This is a genomic window from Bacteroides sp. CACC 737 (genome assembly GCF_013874375.1).
GTDB classification, from domain to species: domain Bacteria; phylum Bacteroidota; class Bacteroidia; order Bacteroidales; family Bacteroidaceae; genus Bacteroides; species Bacteroides uniformis.
Genome location: NZ_CP059408.1, coordinates 4,279,647 through 4,297,507 on the forward strand (window position 1 = coordinate 4,279,647; position 17,861 = coordinate 4,297,507).

At 37.6% G+C, this 17,861-nt stretch carries 10 protein-coding genes and 1 pseudogene; 9 read left to right on the plus strand and 2 right to left on the minus strand.

Annotated features, from left to right (window positions below; all coding sequences use genetic code 11):
- Positions 1–9: 9 nt before the first annotated feature.
- A complete protein-coding gene (locus H1A11_RS17725; protein WP_181757540.1) occupies positions 10–1,014 on the plus strand; it encodes a family 43 glycosylhydrolase in 1,005 nt (334 codons plus the stop codon).
- Positions 1,015–2,146: 1,132 nt separating this feature from the next.
- On the opposite strand, the gene H1A11_RS17730 is transcribed toward H1A11_RS17725, so the two are convergent.
- The gene (locus tag H1A11_RS17730) at positions 2,147–6,094 is read right to left on the minus strand and encodes a hybrid sensor histidine kinase/response regulator transcription factor (protein WP_181757541.1); all 3,948 of its coding nucleotides are present in this window, start codon (positions 6,092–6,094) and stop codon (positions 2,147–2,149) included.
- A gap of 910 nt (positions 6,095–7,004) precedes the next feature.
- On the minus strand, positions 7,005–7,640 hold the full coding sequence (locus H1A11_RS17735) for a hypothetical protein (protein WP_227187387.1): 636 nt from the start codon (positions 7,638–7,640) through the stop codon (positions 7,005–7,007).
- Between the two features lie 2,485 nt (positions 7,641–10,125).
- On the opposite strand from H1A11_RS17735, the gene H1A11_RS19805 reads away from it, so the two are divergent.
- From H1A11_RS19805 to H1A11_RS17780, 8 genes and pseudogenes are all read left to right on the plus strand, one after another.
- On the plus strand, positions 10,126–10,347 hold the full coding sequence (locus H1A11_RS19805) for a transposase (RefSeq protein ID WP_227201756.1): 222 nt from the start codon (positions 10,126–10,128) through the stop codon (positions 10,345–10,347).
- A gap of 501 nt (positions 10,348–10,848) precedes the next feature.
- Positions 10,849–12,333 carry an energy transducer TonB gene (locus H1A11_RS19335; RefSeq protein WP_255461479.1) on the plus strand — a complete coding sequence of 495 codons (1,485 nt, stop codon included), beginning with the start codon at positions 10,849–10,851 and terminating at the stop codon, positions 12,331–12,333.
- Between the two features lie 17 nt (positions 12,334–12,350).
- On the plus strand, positions 12,351–13,622 hold the full coding sequence (locus H1A11_RS17755) for an energy transducer TonB (protein ID WP_131225480.1): 1,272 nt from the start codon (positions 12,351–12,353) through the stop codon (positions 13,620–13,622).
- Between the two features lie 53 nt (positions 13,623–13,675).
- Positions 13,676–15,031: an immunoglobulin-like domain-containing protein gene (locus H1A11_RS19340; RefSeq protein ID WP_255461480.1), complete on the plus strand. Its 1,356-nt coding sequence runs from the start codon at positions 13,676–13,678 to the stop codon at positions 15,029–15,031.
- Positions 15,032–15,115: 84 nt separating this feature from the next.
- The gene (locus H1A11_RS17765) at positions 15,116–15,382 is read left to right on the plus strand and encodes an HU family DNA-binding protein (protein ID WP_131225478.1); all 267 of its coding nucleotides are present in this window, start codon (positions 15,116–15,118) and stop codon (positions 15,380–15,382) included.
- 100 nt (positions 15,383–15,482) lie between these two features.
- Positions 15,483–16,267, plus strand: a pseudogene (locus tag H1A11_RS17770) (urea transporter).
- Positions 16,268–16,747: 480 nt separating this feature from the next.
- A complete protein-coding gene (locus H1A11_RS17775) occupies positions 16,748–17,269 on the plus strand; it encodes a UpxY family transcription antiterminator (protein WP_181757542.1) in 522 nt (173 codons plus the stop codon).
- 27 nt (positions 17,270–17,296) lie between these two features.
- The gene (locus H1A11_RS17780) at positions 17,297–17,782 is read left to right on the plus strand and encodes a UpxZ family transcription anti-terminator antagonist (RefSeq protein WP_181757543.1); all 486 of its coding nucleotides are present in this window, start codon (positions 17,297–17,299) and stop codon (positions 17,780–17,782) included.
- Positions 17,783–17,861: the final 79 nt, after the last annotated feature.

A 17,861-nucleotide genomic window follows, 5' to 3' on the forward strand; every position in this document is an offset into this window, starting at 1 on the left:
CGAGAAGATATGAAAAATTTGTTGTTGCTATTTATTATGGTTTCCTTTGTGTGTACGTCTTGTACAACAAAAACAAGTTCTCAGGAAAAACGAAATATCTCTATAAAGTCGGTAACAGCTACTTACAAGAATCCAGTCTATGCTGAAAATTCTCCAGATCCGTCGGTGGTACGGGGAGACAATGGTATGTTCTACGTATTTTCTGGTTCTATGGTTTTAGAATCACCGGATTTGGTCAATTGGGAGCGTCGTAATCGTTGGGCATTTGATATTACTCCCAAGTGGACGAAAGGTGATATTTGGGCTACTGATGTGACAAAGTGTGGTAATCATTATGTGATGTACTATGCACTCTCTGAATGGGGTGAGCACTGGAAAAATGGAGTGGGAGTGGCAATAGCCGATCAACCGGAAGGACCTTACACTGACAAAGGTAAGCTTTTCACTTCAGAAGAAATCAAAGTAGGTAACAGCATTGATCCTCATTATTTTGAAGAAGATGGAGTGAAATATCTTTCTTGGGGAAGTTTCTATGGGCTGTATGCAGTGGAGTTGAGTAATAACGGTCTTAGTGTGAAAGCAGGATGTAAAACAGTAAAACTTGCAGGAGATGCTTATGAAGGCATAATGATACACAAACATAATGCTCATTATTACTTGTTTGCTTCTACGGGGAGCTGTTGCGATGAACTGAATTCTTCCTATACTACTGTAGTGGGGCGTTCGGATAGTTACTGGGGTCCTTATGTAAATCGGAAAGGTGAACGTATGTTGGATAATAAGCACGAAGTGCTAATTTCCAATAACGATTATTTTGTGGGAACAGGACACAATTCAGAGATTGTGAACGATGATAGTGGAAACGAATGGATTATGTATCATGCTTATAATGTTGCCAGACCGGAGGATGGGCGAGTGTTATTGTTGGACCGTATTTATTGGAAGGATGGATGGCCTATGGTGCAGGGCAATCATCCTTCCCATAACCCCCAGAAGGCGCCAACCATTAAATAATGTAAATACGATATAAGTAAATAAATAGTTTATTGAAAATTAAGGACATAGTGGTAAAAGTGACAAATTTATAGTGACTAATTATAACTTTAACACGATTATCACTATGTTCTTAGACTCTAAAGTTACAGAGACTTATTGTATGGTTGATGATTTTTGTAAGGAATTTGTGTTGTAGTAATAGGAAAAATATATGATTGAAGATAAGAAAACTATGTATCGTAACAAGTCCAACCATATGAGTGATGTCGAAATAATGGTGATTCTTATCCTATTCCATTCCGTTTTTTTGCTACTTCAAGCATTATTAAAAGAAGCATGCTTGCAAACACTTGAAGGGCTTGTTTCCACGATGTGTATCCTATAATCGTGTTGTGGGATAGAAAAGGGAAGACTTGCTTCCTCTGACCTTTTTCATTAAGAAAGTTTTATTGGGAATCTGTACCGAAATTGGCTTTATCAACTCCACTCTCCTGTATGTCTCCGTAACTAACGGATATTGATTCACAAAACTCTCGAAGGACTTGCCCTACGTGGAAAATGTTTTATGGAACGGTTCTTCGGATTCAAGTTGCATACTTATCAATGACAAAGAAGAAATACTTAATTTATATTCACCTCGAAGAATGTAAATAATTGGGAGACATTGAAATAAGCTAAGTTCTTGAAAATATTAGAAAGAAAAAATTGTGTATACAAAGGATATGTCGGTTAGACCATATGTAAAAGCTTATTTTTTCAACGGCATACAGTTTGTTACTAAAGCTAAAAACAATAGGAACTCCTTGATGAATATAAGTCGGTAAGATTTTGCTCAGAAAAGGAGCATTAATGGAAACCGTCAATGATAAACTGAAGAACATTGCATAAATTGAACACCTCATATACCATTTTTTAGTAGTTTCATTGTAAATCCCTTGTGGCTATTGTTGCCTACTGTTCTTTAAAAACAGCTATTGATATCAAATTTATTAATGACAGGTAACTGGTTATTTTCTGATTTTATATCACACTAACACATGAAATTTACTGTAAGAACAAAAAGTCGTTTTAAATTTATCCCTATTTTGCGAAAAAGTAACTTCTTGCCATAGCATATGTATGAAATATACTGTTGATATTATGAAAGACCTTACAAATGGTCGACGAATTCTTTAGGCGACATACCGAACTGCTTCTGAAAACATTGAGCAAAATATGAAGAAGAGTTGAATCCTACCATCTGGCTTACTTCGTTAATTCGATGATTTCCTTCTCTGAACAAATAGGCTGCTTTTTTCAGGCGTTCTAATTGTATATAATTATTAGGAGTTATATTAAGTGTGCTTTTAACTTTACGATGCAAAGTGGAATTACTGACATGCATTAGCTCTGCCATTTGTTCCAAATTGAAATCTGGGTCTTGCATATGTTCTTCCACTATTTGCGCAAGCTTGTGTAAGAATTCCCGTTGGTCACTATTCAATCCTATGGATTTGGCTGATACGAAAGGAGATTGTAGAAAGTTGTTTCGCAGTTTTTCACGGTTTTCCAATAGATTATTGATGGTGGCATGTAATAGTTTTATGGAAAAAGGCTTTTCCATATAGGCATCAGCTCCGCATTTCAAGCCATCAATTTTATCTTGTAAATCAACTTTGGCGGTGAGCAATATTAGCGGAATATGACTAAATTTTAAATTAGATTTGAGTAGATGACATAATTTCAGTCCATCTATATCGGGCATCATAACATCCGATATGATGAGGTCTATATTTTCATTTTCAAGTAAATAGATTGCTTCCCTACCATCTGCAACTACTAATACATGATAAGTGGCAGATAATTGATGAGCAATGAATGTACACATTTCTTTATTGTCTTCTACTACCATGATGGTGTACTGTGGCAGAGAAGAGGTTCCAGTCTTTCCTTGTTCAATAATATTGTATTCTTTTGTTATCTGAGATGAAGTGGGGCATGTTGAGATGATAGGAATAGAAAGGATAAATCGAGTTTGTGCAGTATTGGGATCTAATGTTAAAGCGCCATGATGCAATTCTGCCAATAAACGTGCCAGCGGAAGTCCGATTCCAGTACCGGATGCTTTTTCCCTGCATTGTACGAAGGGTTTAAATATCTCCTCTCTCATTTCAGGGGAGATTTCTGGTCCGTCATTACACATGGATAACAAAAAGTGACCATCTTCAGTCCACAGACGAATGTGTAGATAGGTTTCTGCATATTTAATAGCATTGCTGAAAAGATTACTGATAATTTTGGTGATAGCCTCATTGTCGGCATATGTGGTAATATCTTCTTGTCGTTCAATGATATATTCTATATTTTGTGACTCAGCCAATGGGAGAAATTGTTTATAGAGATTTTCCAGAATAATATCTATTCTGCATTCTGCCAATTGTAGTTTTACACCCAATGTCTCTGCTTTTTGGAAATCAAGCAGTTGATTTACCAAATTGAGCAATCTATTGGTGTTCATATCTATGATTTGCAGATTCTCATGCATTTGTACCGGGATATTTTTCGGAGTAGCAAGTATGTTTTCCAAAGGTACTTTAATGAGAGTTAGCGGAGTACGTATCTCATGAGTAATATGAGTAAAGAATTCTATTTTGGCATTATATAAATCATGTTCCTTTTTGCGCTCAATTTTTTCAACCAGAGTTTGTCGTTTCTTTATATATTTTTTACGGATTATTATTAAACTGATAATAATGACAACTATTGTAAAAAAAATGTACAGCAAGTATGCCCAAACCGAAAGGTAGAATGGAGGATGAATACAAATCTGTAATTTTTTATGAATGTATTCTCCTGATTTCGGTTTATAGGTATTCTTCAGATGCAAAGTGTAGGTACCGTAGGGTAGATGTGAGTAGTTGATGATATGTGTAGATTCCACTTCATACCATTCTTCATTGAAACCTTCTAAACAATAAACCAGTTGGTGTAAACTGGGGGATTGATAGCCCAAAACTGCTACGTGTAATGAGAACGAATTTTGGTTTGCTTGTAACTCAATCTTATCAGATAAACAGATGCTTTTCTTAAGGGGAGATTGTCTTGAGTTGACATTTACCGGCTTATTAAGGATGGATAAGTCAGTAATGACAATAGGTGGATTGAAGTTATTATCTGTGAAAGTACTCGGCTTAAATCGTATGAATCCATTGATACAGCCAAAATAGATTTGTCCTTCAGTGTCCTTGTAACTGGCTTGATAATTAAACTGGTTGGTTAGGATTCCATCATCTACAGTATAAATTCGCTTGTAATTCTTGTTAGGATTGAAACACACTAATCCGTTGTTAGTAGTGAGCCATAAATTTTTTTGATCATCCTCTTGCATGCAGTAGAAGGTGTTGCCTGGAAATCCATCTTCGCTATTATAGCAAACAAAACTATCGTTTTGAGGTACGTATCGACAAAAACCTCCTCCTTGTGTCAAGAACCAAAGCTGCCGGTTACTGTCCTCATAGATATCAGTTACTTTATTATAAGGAAGTGAAGAAGGATCGTTTGGGTCATTTCTGAAAAACTTCCAGGTATCATTATGGATATCATAACGATAGACTCCATTGGCATAAGTGGCCACCCAGATATTGTTTTGGTAATCTTCAAGGATATCGTATATACAACACCCTTCTAATTGTGGCACGGATCTGAAGTCATCTGTATCATAGCTATATTGTAGCAACCCATGTATAGTACCTATCCATAATGTATTTCTAGTCGTTTTTTTTATAGCAAATATATCATTAGTGTTCAGCCCATTTAGTACATTGCTTTTACTATAATGTTTCACTCTTCCTGTACACAAGTCTATTCGGCTTAGCCCGCCGGAAAAGTTTCCTACCCATAACCAGTTTTTATCTAGGCATAATCCGTGTACATTACTTGATAGATATGTATGTTTGAAAGGGATGATGCTATCTTTGGTTTGATCAAAATAAAATAGCCCCTTGTCCTCAGTACCGATCCATAGATTACCATCACTGGCCTCACAAAATTTGCTTACCCTTTTTCCGAATCCGTGGTATCTTTCAGGATAGAACTTCTCAAAATGGTTGTAGGGGTAAGGATAATAGTTGACTCCTCCGAAGTAAGTTCCTAGCCACATTCCTCCTTCTCGGTCATGGCAGATAGCATAAATGACATTGTCACTCATGGCGTAAGAAGTATTGTTTTCCGGTGCAGTAATGTGTAAACAAGTATCTTTTTCTGTATTATAGATATACAATCCATTTTCAGTTCCTATCCATAATTCATTGTCTGACCTATAACATAATGTACGTACATATCCGTTGATTAATCTACGGGTCTTATGAGTAGTTAAATTTACTTCTGTGAGTCCGTTGACAGAACCTATATATCGGTAGTGGTGTTTTCCCTTGATTTGTACTGTTATATTATCATTTTTGAATGGCTCATTTCCATTGACATCTTTAAATGGTGACAATGTTCGGAAGTTGTCTTCGGAATAATAGAGATTATTGTCATACAACCCTAACCAATACTTTTTTCCTGTTTTCCAAAAATGATTGATGTTTGGAAGGGGAATATTTTTTCCTCTCTTATGTATGGGCAGTTGGTTGGTGAGTGTATGTTTATGTATATTGTAACAGAACAAGCCTTGGAAGTCCGCTGCAATCCAGACGTCTCCTCCTTCCTCTATTGATATCTGAGTAATGGTGGACCGAATACTTTCCTTTTGAGGGGTAGTTACTCGAAATGGACTGAATGTTTCCGTTTCTGTATTATAGATGTACACTCCCACATCAGTTCCTATCCATATATTACCTTGAGAATCTTCGGTGAGAGTAGTGATGTAGTTGTTTCCAAGAGTAGAATTCTCCTTTTTAAAAATCTTGAACTTTATTCCATCATAACGATTCAGTCCATCTTTGGTTCCGAACCATATAAATCCTTGTCGGTCTTGCATAATAGCTAATACACTATTGTGAGAAAGGCCATTATATATATCCAATGTTTTGAAATAAAGCTTTGATGTGTGTTGTGCATATAAATTGCCACAATATATAAAAAGATAAATTATACAGCATATAGTGGATAACTTCATTGTTATTCTCTTGTTTTTATTTGTCTGTTTATTTAGATTCATGATAATATATTGACCAATGATATTTGCAATAGACTTACGATGCATAATTGCAAAATTACCTAATTTATTGTTATATCTTTATTTAAAGGTAAATGTATAATTTGAAATATTTATTTTTATAACATATATTAATAATTTAAAAAATGTGCGATAATCGTTTTTACCTAAAAATACTTATTTTTCCGAGAAATGTAAGCGACTGCTCAACTACATCTTGTGTATTCGATTTATCTGTAAGATGCACTCCATTGTAAGTGCATCTTAATTTTTATATACCAACTTGTCTCAGGGTTGTTTTTGAGTGGCAGTCTCGTTTTTTCCTGCATTTTCCCGGAACTGTCCCGATTATTTCTTCCATACATCCGGCAGCAGCTCCTTCAGGTCTCTATCTGATTTGAGAGCCGGATAATAAGGAGGTTTACCTATCATTGACATCACGTTCCTTACATGAACTCAGTAAGGAGCAGGTTATAGCCGTTTTCTCAGCCGCTTTGCGGTTTCCACAGAGCGCGTGTTCTTTCTTGATATGACTAGTGATTATAGGGAACTACAGCGGTCAAAGACAAGCGCATCAAAGGGAAAGGGATACTTGGGAAAGCTGAAAGTTTAGGGTATCCTTGAAAAGCCATGTCTTCAATCCTCGTGATTCCCTGCGGTATGGTTACTTCCTCCGGTTCATTGTTGAATGACGCATCTGCATTTTCCGAGAAGTAGCATCCAAAGCCAGCCTTCCAAAGTGGTCATAGGATATAGGATAATGAACGGAGGCACATTTCCGGAGGATCATTCTTAAAAATATACTGTTTCACAACCAAAAAAAATAAGAGAAACCGGGCATTAAACCCAATTTCTCTTGTATTTATCGATTCTATGTCACTATCCTGATTTCATGGAAGGAATATGACATATCCTGATTACTCGGCAATCTCATATATCCCTTCAGGGCATTGTTTATAGCCTTCATCTTAGAGGGCACCCTTTTCCTCACTATCCCGGAGACATGTCGGGCGGCCTCTCCGATAGTCATGAAAAACTCCGGTTGGTTGTCAAAGGAGGCCAAGCAGTAAGGTTCCGGAAAATACATGCCGGTCGTATCATTGGTAGAACAGACACAATTTGCGGGCTCACAGTCACGGTAATACACCTTGACGGACGGAAATGCCCGTTCAATGTTTTCTCTGAGTCCGGACTGCTCGCACCATGCCGTATAATGATTGATCGTGAGCACGTTGCCGTCCAGCCTATAACCGGTTATCTCCCCACGGCAGTTGAACGTCGTCCAGTCCCCGTCAAGCCTGTCAACCAGATTCCCCAGCCACCATTTTCCAAAATCGTTCTCTATGATTGAAGTCTTACGGTCGTCCATATACTTCAACACCTTATGCAGCGACCTTACTTCCTTCGGGTCACCGACACACTTGTATTCCACATCAGCCCAATTCGGCATGGCGTACCTCCTTTCTCTTTTGACCATATAGAACTCCGGTATCTTTGCTGACATCATTTGTCAGCTCTGTAAAATTTGGGTGCAGTGGAATAATCTTCCCGGCACCTCTCTGATTTTTAGTATTCTCTTTCATTTTCAAATTATTAATTAAGTTATTGTTCCCAAGAAAGCACACCTTCAGGAAGTGGTGAAATTCTTCATGTCCAGCACAGTATCCAGTAGGGTGTGTCTCTCCTATTATAAGAATATGAAGCTTTGCAACCTCCCTTTTTATTGTCCGGATTGTTATCTGTTTATATCCGATATGGTATTCAAGGTACAATTCTATTATTGCAGCAATACTATCTGAACATAGTATATTCTATTATGAAAAATGTTGCATGGCAGTGGTTGGACAGTTGACCGGAGGCAGATTGTATGATAGGATTCACTATTGTTTATATCTTAATAATACCCACTCAGGCGGCGTGAGCCTACAACTGACGAAAGAAGAAAATATATTATATTCCAAAATCAACTTTTTTCTTAAAATTGGGTTTATCACTTAAATAGAATAGGTTTTATAGAGAAAAAAAGTGATGCGTTCCGTTAACCCCCAAAGCATGAGAAGGAGATATAAAAATATTGCAGGCTTGACTTGTTATATCCAATTAAACGGTAAACAGACAAAACGACCTCCTCATCTTCTCCACTGTAGAAGGGGACGAAGTACCCTAAAACCTTTATCTCTCCAATTGATATTTACTCCTACCCTCAATAGTTTCTGTCTAAAAGTAATGTCCCATGCCTTCTTGTCCTCAGCCGGTAGAATGCAATGATATTCTGCTGTCCTATCCAATATTTGCAGCAGGTCAGGATTTATGGTTTCTACGGCTGGTCATAAAAAAGGCTATGAAAATATGAACTATAGTACACTTCCTGATTATGGACTTTTAACCGGACTCTCTATTGTAACTGTTCATCGTGGAGCGGAACGGATACATAGTGAATTGTTGAATATTTTATTAGCCTTTCCATGCCGTATGTATCCGATGGATTATGAAAGAACCGGCTTCTCTATGTCATATATGGTGTGTATGCGTTTTACACACTCTAAGGATAGACAGTTTTTATTACGTAAATCATTGACGTATAATCTAATAATCGTATTGTACTGAATTCTGAGCCAATCGATACTTTGAACGTTTTACACCCCTGAAAGCTATATCTACCCCCTTGGAGTTGGCATTTACACACCCAAAACAGAATATCCCTGGTCTTATCTGTAAACATTGGCAGCTTCTTCGTGTAAGAGTAAACTGAAAGCCAATTGTATAATAACTATACTATAAGATATCTATTATACTACTCACTCAGGCGGCGTGAGCCTACATCTGACGAAAGAGAGAAAATATCAACTTTTTTTCTTAATATTGGGTTTATCACTTAAAAAGAATAGGTTTTAAAGGAAAAAAAATTGATTGCGTCCCGTTTACTTTTCATTGGTCAAATTGAATACCCGGAAATGTTGCATATGTAAAATCAATAATAGACCGGTATGACACAATTTATTCTACATTACCATTCATTTGAATGCTTAACGGAATTTAAATAGGTGAAACTTTACAAACATTAATAACAATTTGTTTTTAACGATTATACTTTCGCCAAGCATTTACAAATTGACTTTAAAATTTTATGAGTATAAAGAAAAACATATTGGTTGAAACTGCAATTTTCTTTGTAATATATCTTTGTTTCAGTCTCTATTTTGAAGGATTAAGCATTGGTACCATTGCAACATCATTTATAGCATCTATCATTTTCTACTTGTAATATACTCACTTAATTGACTTCAAAGAAGAAAAGTAAGACTACTCTAACAAGAAAGCGGAGAATGCCACTGTTAAAAACTATAACGAAAATCATCCCAATGAAAAAAATATATTTAATTATAGCATACGTTTTATTCATATGCTTATTTGGCTCTGCCACATGGGAACATAACAGTTTTATAATTGCTGCATTACCTCTTTTTATTTTTGCGACATGGGGCTTTTTATACTTATGGAAAAAGGCATCCTAATCTAAACTTTTGATAAATCATCATATAAGACTAAGTGGAGGAAAACTATTTACTTCTTAGCAATATTCATTCAATACCTCTCTTATCTCTATCTCGGCTTTTTCAAGTTCCGACATATCCACTTATACCTTTCTTTCCGTTACGTCCTCTATTCGCATTGTACAGGCTTCCGCACGCTTCAATTCTTGAAACACCAGTTTTACTGCAAGCTGTGGATTTACTCTGGGTGTGGTGTCCTCTCTTTTTCGGAGATTGTATCGCCCCTGCTTATAAGTGCAGTCCTCCATCTTTGGATTTGAAGGGGACCATAATTCCTGCTGATTGAGTCATACTTCAAGTTTTTCTGTGTCTTTTCGATGTGGGAAAGCTGGCTGGTGTTCAAAATACCGGAGAAAGATATTGTCTGGCGAAGTGGAAACCCAGTTGAAGCAGCTTTTGTCAGAGAGTAGCGCAAAGAACGGATGGTAATTGGAAAAGATGGAAGTCATGCCCGATCGTGTATGCCTCTTCATCAAGGCTACTTCGTCCGATTCTCCGGCGCATATTGTCTCCCGACAGAAAGGATATACATCCTTCAAAGTCTGGGAAGAGTCTATTCACTTGAAGAACCATATACCTGCTTTGTGGAGCCGATTCTATTCAGAAAGTGCTATCATCCGATATATTGAAAGTCAAAAAAAGTGTAATATAAGGGAATGATTCATTCCCATTCCTTTAGGGATGGGCTTTCTCCCACATATTAGATTAGGTACAAGAACTTATCCGGTTAAGAATATGGTGATAAATAAACACTCTCATTTGCCTTACCCGTTTCATGGAAATATTTTATCAACCATCATAGTAATATAATCAGGGGTAAGTCAGAGACAGAAGTACAGACGAAGTATGAGTATGATACATAGCCGTAGGATGGAATAAATTATTTACATAAATGCTTACTATTTAAGCTTTTGTACATCATTTGCACACTTATTTATTCCACCTTGTCTTCCAGTTATGTATAACATTTCACTACGTTCCATACTTCCGGCTCTGCCAACCCCCTGATTATATCTTATACCTATACCTGCCTCCAAAAGAACTGTTTTAAAGCAGGGTATCGAAAAATAGGAATCAAATGCTATTCAAAATCCGGATAATATCTCTATCTTTAAGGAAGTTTCATGAATCAATGGGAGGTACCATTAATACTATAGACATATGAAAACAGAGATGCTATATATTCTAGTATGTTGTCTTTTTCTGACCGGTTGTAATGGAAAAAGTAATAAAGAGAGCCACGCTGATGTTACTGACACGGTCTTTGAGGAAATATCTCCTGTAGATAATGAAACGGACAGTCTGATAAAACTTGAGAGAGAGAATTTATGGAAAGAGGCGAACAGGTATAAGTCTTCTATAACCGATACCACTTTCCTTAGAGCAAGAGGGACAATGTCCTATGCTGCAATAGATATGTATACAGGAGAAGGTTTCAACAAGAACTACGCCTTTAACCAGATTGTTTACCTGAAAGCGTTGGATAGAGCCAGGAAGTTTCTTTCTGTGGAGAATGACAGACTGAAATTCAATATCAAATCCGGTAAAGAAATCCATATTTCAGAAGATTTGTACCTGTTCATATCCGATTTGTTCAATGAATGGAATAAATGGTTGGAATCGGGCAGTCATAAAATATTGAAAGATGAACAGGGACTCTATACTGTATTGCCTAAAGAATACAATCGGACTCAACCCATAATAGTTGAAGAGGGTCCCAAACAAGATCCGAAAGATACAGGAGCCATCGAAATTGAATATATTCCTCCCGTGGATACCGCTCCTCCTGCAAAGAATGCGAGGCTTGTAAAATGGGGACATTTGATAGATGATACAGAAGGAGTGGTCAAAGTTTCTTTGGGCAAGCATAAAAACCGGATAAACCATGAAAGAAGTGAGGATATCATAGTAAATGGTACAAGCATTTCCGGAGGCAAGGTTTATATTTCCATTGTCAGTCCTAAATATAATCTGATATATAAAGGTGAAGCTGATTTCTATCTGGAGGATAAACAGAAGAATTTACATAAGATTCCCGATAAGGACGTGGATAAGGAGTCGGTTGCCCTTTGTCTTGAAAAAGGGGAAATAGCCGAGATAGGTGTTGATTTCCCTGATAACTGTCAACCGGGTGATTATCTTTTGAAAATCAGGGCCTATAATGAGAATGAGGAATGTTATTATACAATCCATCAATGGTTTGAAGCCTATACCTCTCATCAGGTTTCGTCCAGGGACAAACCTATTCCAGTAGGCCCCGCACGGTCTTCGGATTATAAGGCACCTTCAGGCGAGGATGATATATTTGATGTTGTTCAGAATATGCCTGAGTTTCCTGGTGGTATGCCTGGACTGATGGAGTTTATAAGACAGAATATCCGGTATCCACAAGCTGCAAGACAAAGCAGACTGGAAGGCAGGATTATTGTACAGGTTGTTATAGACAAGGATGGAAGTGTGATACAGCCCAGAATTTTCCGTAGCGTCAATCCTGTACTGAGTGCTGATGCCGCTTTATGTGAGGAAGCATTACGTATCGTTTCGATAATGCCAAAATGGAAACCCGGCAATCAGCATGGAGTGAATCTGAAAGTAAGGTTCACGTTCCCGATAAGATTTGAATCTCCCACTAGTCAAATTACCTGAAATAATGAAAGTATGCCATGAAAATGATATTTGTAACCATACTGCTCTGTGTTTTGATGGTCGGATGTACAAGCAAACCTAAACATAATCCGATTGTGGATACCATAAACAATAGCATAGGAATAAATGATACCCTCGGATTGTCTTTGCATCCCGAATACCCTGTATATTCCACCAGACAGAAACAAGTGACTTTTGTATTACATAACAATAGTGGAACTGAGATTAACTTTGGGGGATATTACGACTACACTTATGAGGATGAAAAAGGTATATGGAGAGAAGTTCCTATGCAGCTTGTTGTATTTGATGTAGAAACTGTACTTTTTCAAGGCAATACACATTATTATAATGCGGATTTGTTCAGGCATATTCCCGGCCGTTATCGTTTTTTTCTTACAATAAGAAGATATAACAGAAAATATACTTTAATGGCTGAATTCCAATTACAAAATAATACTATTGAACTTTTGGGAAGGCATTCCGATAACCGGCAGAAAGATACTTTACCGCCGGAAGAGGAAATTGTTGGGCAACCAATCTATAATGTAGTCGACCAAATGCCAGAATTTCCCGGTGGTATGGATAAACTGTTGCAATTCATCAACGGCAATATGCAATATCCGGCAGAAGCACGGAAGAAGGGAATACAAGGAAGGGTTACTGTTCAATTTATTGTAGATGAAGACGGTCACATAACAGAACCTAACATAGTGAGAAGTGTTGACCCTTTTTTAGATAAAGAGGCATTACGTATCATAAAAACGCTTCCCCAATGGAAACCCGGAACATTGAAAGGGAAAGCTGTAAAGGTGAAATATACAGTTCCGGTAACTTTCAGGCTGGATAAAACAAAAGAGATCCCCCAAGCCCCACAATCAATGAGACAGACATTGCATCCGGTACCCTGTAATATTCCAATCGGGAAAAACATGAATCCCGATTCGCTTTCCATGAAAACTGAATATGCCTGCTATCCGCCGCCAACTACGGAAGTGAGAATATTTGTCACCAATCACTCCCGGCAAAAGTACACATGTGGAAATGACTACAGCCTTGCTTTTTATAATGGCAGCAAACGACAATGGGAAACAATATCTGCCAATCCAACTATTGAGGATATTGGTTGGGTATTGCTGCCCCAATATCCCCCTCATCGGCAGACAATCAAACTCTGTACTTCTGAAATATCCAATCGTCCGGGGAAATACCGAATTTATAAAACATTCTATAATAGAGATGCCAAAGAAGTAGCCTATGCGGAGTTTGAAATAACTTCATCCGAGTGACATCAGAAATAACTTGATAAGGCGATGTGATATTAACCCAATGGAAGATAACGATGAAATATTTACTCTTTATATCGTTGATACTATTTTGCTCTTGCCATTCCGATTCTTCCAGGAAAGGACAGGGAGAGAAAACAGACAGCATTCGTTTACAAAAGGAACTATACGCTTTACATCGGTATGTGGACAGCATTATTAAATCCGATGCCATCCTGCAACAACGCTTTCATTGTTCAGGGGCAGGTCTGACCAAAGACAAAGTGTCCATTGACTTTCTGGATATACCGGAAGATTCTTTTGAGGCCTTTAAATCGGCATTCAAGAAAGATGTTTTTGATTCTCCGTTGTTGGAATTCAATATAATGTCGGATATCACATTTGGTCCTGAGATCATTCCGATAAAAGAGGATTCTCTCGGACAGTCTGTAAATATAGTGCTGAGTCCTATACCACGGGATATTCATCAAGGAGAAGCCATAAACCCTGATTCCCTTTCAATGCGTGCTGAATATGACTATTATCCGTTATCGACAACGGAAGTAAAAGTAATCATAACCAACCACTCCCGTTATGAATATGATTGTGGTGAAGGTTACAGTCTTACCTATTACAATGAAAGGCAAAAAAAATGGGAAGCGCTACCGACCAATCCGATCAGGAATGATGTTTTATGGATATTTCCACCGGACTGTCCCACCCATGAGCAGACAATCAGACTTTATACTTCTGAAGTGCCCAATCGTCCAGGGAAATATCGTGTTTACAAATCCTTCAATAGGAATACGAAAGTGGCTTATGCTGAATTTGAAATGGTGGATACGAAAGGAGTTGAACAAATCAGAAAACGGATTGATGATTATTGGATGGACAGAATGGATGATGAAAAAGATACTACAGCACAAAACATTCAAAGTACAGGTATTTATGACAATGATACTATTGGAGTATCATTAATGAACAATTCACTGTATTTTCAGGAAATGTTCAGGCGAAAAGTTGTTAGTTATTCGGCTATCAATCATGGAAGAATTCAATCAGCAACACCTTTTACAGCACCTGCATTCTTGGATACTCTGCAAATATCTATGAAAACAGATAGCGCTGTTTATCCGGTAGGCACGAAAAGTGTGTCGGTGGATCTGAATAATAATAATTCCGAAGTCCTGTTCTTTGGAGAGGATTATATGGTGGCACGTAAAGAAGGCAACCAATGGCTGTTACTGAATGGCGACAATGCTTGGACTGATATAGGCATTAGAGTTGGACAAGGGGAAAAATATCAATTTACAGCAAATCTTTATCCTCTTTTTAATGATAACAGACCTGGAAACTATAGGGTATATAAGGAAATAGGTTTTTATGATTCTAAAGAAAAATGGTTTATGGTGGCAGAATTCAGAATAGAGTAGGCAAACCCCTTATCATATCCGGATATTTTCTGGTATTGGATGAATTTCCGTATCTTTGCAACCCTTTAAAAAACGGATAAGATTATGACAAAAGCAGAAATTGTAAATGAGATCTCCCTGAAAACGGGAGCAGGTAGAAAAGAAGTACTTCAGATAGTGGAAGGATTCATGGAGAGTGTGAAAGCGTCCTTGGCAAGCGGAGAAAATGTGTATCTGAGAGGATTTGGCAGCTTCATCTTGAAACACCGTGCAGAGAAAGTGGCCCGGAATATCACTAAGAATACTACCATGATTGTTCCGGCCCATGATGTTCCCCACTTCAAACCGTCCAAAGACTTTTCTTTAGATTAATTGATCTATGAAAATAGTTTCGGTGGATGACTCATTGCTTGTTTTGGGTCGTGGAATAGGGCAAGTGATGTTCCAGAATAATGCGTTTTCCGGTCTGTTGATGCTGATTGGAATATTCCTAAATTCATGGGAAATGGGAATATTGGCTTTGAGTGGTAATATGATAAGTACATTGACAGCTTATTTTTCCGGCTATGGACGTGATGATATAAAGGACGGACTGTATGGTTTTAACGGTACATTGGTGGGAATAGCAGTCGGAGTTTTCATGGAACTGTCTTTGGGTTCCCTGTTATTGATGGCTGTAGCTTCATGTATGTCAACCTGGATAGTACGACTTTTTAGCTTCCAACGTTCACTTCCTGGATTTACAGCACCTTTCATCCTTTCTGTGTGGATATTATTGGGATTTTGCACCTGGATAGTTCCTGATATTCTGTTGGTTTCTGATACGGTTACTAATACTACACAAGGAATCAACTACTTTCAGACCTTCAGTTTTTGTATCGGTCAGGTAATGTTTCAAGGAAATATATGGACTGGCCTATTCTTTCTTGTTGGTATTCTTATCAATTCACGGACTGCTACCTTCTATACTGTATTAGGGGCACTTCTTCCTATTCCTTTGGCTGTCTTGCTGGGATAGATACTGAAACGTTGAATATGGGCCTGATGGGCTATAACGGTGTATTGTGTGCCATAGCTTTAGGAGATAAAAGTTGGGAAGGTCTTGTATGGGCTTCATGTTCCGTCTTGCTGTCTGTTGTATTGCAGATTATAGGAATGAGCTTGGGGATTACCACTCTGACCGCACCTTTTGTCGTATCTGTATGGATGATAATGGGAATACAGAAGTTGGCGATTCCTAGAACTGAAAAGTGTTGATTTAGGTAATGATAGAATAAGGAGACCGGGCAATTAAGTTCACTCTCCTCTTTTTGTTTTCGTCGAATCATCCCCAATCAGTATACTAATTTAATATCTGGCACTGGCTTTGATTTCCATCTTTGTAACTTTTCCAAGTTCAGCAATCAATATACACAGCACTAATTTTGAGGAAGCATATAAAACCGCGATTTAATTGCTATTTTCCTTCTGTTTTTTAATCTCTTCTTTTAGTTTTTCATCATTTTAGTTGCCAGTGTTGGATTAATAATATACTTTTGCAGCCGTTACGGAATTCTACTCCTTTAATTTGTGAGATATTCCATGTATGTCTCTTGTACAATGTAGGTTTGGTAAGACTGTATCCTTATTGTTTTTTATATTACGGCTGTTGATTACAATAGACCGGAGGTAAGGTTATATTCTTAAACAAATTTTGCATTGTCGCCTTTTTAATAAAATAATAAAGTCTTTTTATTCTTGTTACCAGTCTGGTACATACTTTATACTTTCAATTGTCAGGAATTGAAGGTTGGCGATTATTTGGCCTCAAAAGGCAAGACCTATTTTATTCCCATGATGTACAAGGAGAAGGTCACCAGAGAAGGTAAACATAAACGGGTACTATTACCGGTTGTACACAATCTGGTCTTTCTCCAAAAGGATGACAATGAGAAAAAAATATTGGAGTTCCTTTCTGAAAGTCCGGTACCTATATATATTCTCCGCAAAGAAAAAACACAGGACTGTTATGAGGTTTCTGATAAGGAAATGCTTGAATTCCGGACCCTTTGTGACCCCAATTTTTCCGATACATGTTTTATCAGTAATGACGAGGCTGAAACAAAACCGGGAAAAATGGTAGAGGTCGTTCATGGTCCGTTTAAGGGAATGAGAGGCAAGCTACATCGGATAAGAAATCAGTTTTATTTCATAAAGAGCCTTGCCGGACTTGGAGTGATGATCCGTATTTCACGTTGGTATTGCAAGACATTGGATTGATACATTAACTATATATCTATAATTTTTATGCTGTCTGAGAAGATTCAAAATCTTTATTCTCTATCCTGGAAGCTGATCCATCTGGGGTTGGACGGTACTCCCATTTATTCTTGTGAGTTTTCTCGTTTGAATGGCGAAGTCTTCCGTCTTTGTAATGAATTGTATGCTGGAGGATGCGAAGATGCTGCTGTTGAAGAGCGGGCATTCTTTTATTTGTCTCTATTGAAGGGGTATGTTGCCACTTTCTGTGATGATGGAGATAAACAAGACCGTATACAGTCTATTCTTGATCATTGCTGGGAGATACTTGAGCAACTTCCAGCTTCTTTATTGAAGGTCCGTTTATTGGTTTGGTGCTACAGTGAGACTTATGATGAGGAATTAGCTTGCCAAGCCCATGCGATAATTAATACATGGAATCTTTCTGAGTTAACAGATGAACAGAAGGAAGTTGTGGAAGAATTGAAAAACTTTGAGGAAAATCAGTATCTGTGGAAATATGCCAATGAATAGTATGTATTATATTTCCACTTTTGAAATAATATGGAAGTTGTAAAACATTGATAGGGGGGGACAGGATAATGAATCCCAG